The following is a 356-nucleotide window of genomic DNA, read 5'->3' as shown; positions in this document are numbered from 1 at the left end:
GTGCTCTTAGTAGCTTAACCATATCGCTCGTGTTCGAGCTGTCACTCCGCTTGTTTTGGACTGCGTCCAAAGCCAAAAGTCGTTCCATTTCGATCACTCGCTCATGCAATCTACCGTTTTTATTGAAACTTGTTCAACACAAGTTCAGCTAAAAAGGAATGTTCTAATTCGCATTTACTTTCGTTTCGATATCTAGTTTTCAAAGAACAAACTTGTAAAACTTTTTTGGTGGAGCCAAGCGGGATCGAACCGCTGACCTCCTGCTTGCAAGGCAGGCGCTCTCCCAGCTGAGCTATGGCCCCATATAAAGTTTAAAGGTATAGATGGTGGGCCCTGGTGGACTCGAACCACCGGCC

1 tRNA gene is annotated in these 356 nt (G+C 46.1%); it reads right to left on the bottom strand.

Features of this window, described 5'->3' with window-relative positions:
• Positions 1 to 226: 226 nt before the first annotated feature.
• Positions 227 to 302, bottom strand: a tRNA-Ala gene (locus AB4111_RS31265).
• Positions 303 to 356: the final 54 nt, after the last annotated feature.

It is taken from the genome of Paenibacillus sp. 2KB_22 (assembly GCF_052115745.1).
In the GTDB taxonomy this organism is placed as follows: domain Bacteria; phylum Bacillota; class Bacilli; order Paenibacillales; family Paenibacillaceae; genus Paenibacillus.
Note: the sequence above shows the minus strand (reverse complement) of the source record. Positions and strands in the feature narration are given on the sequence as shown.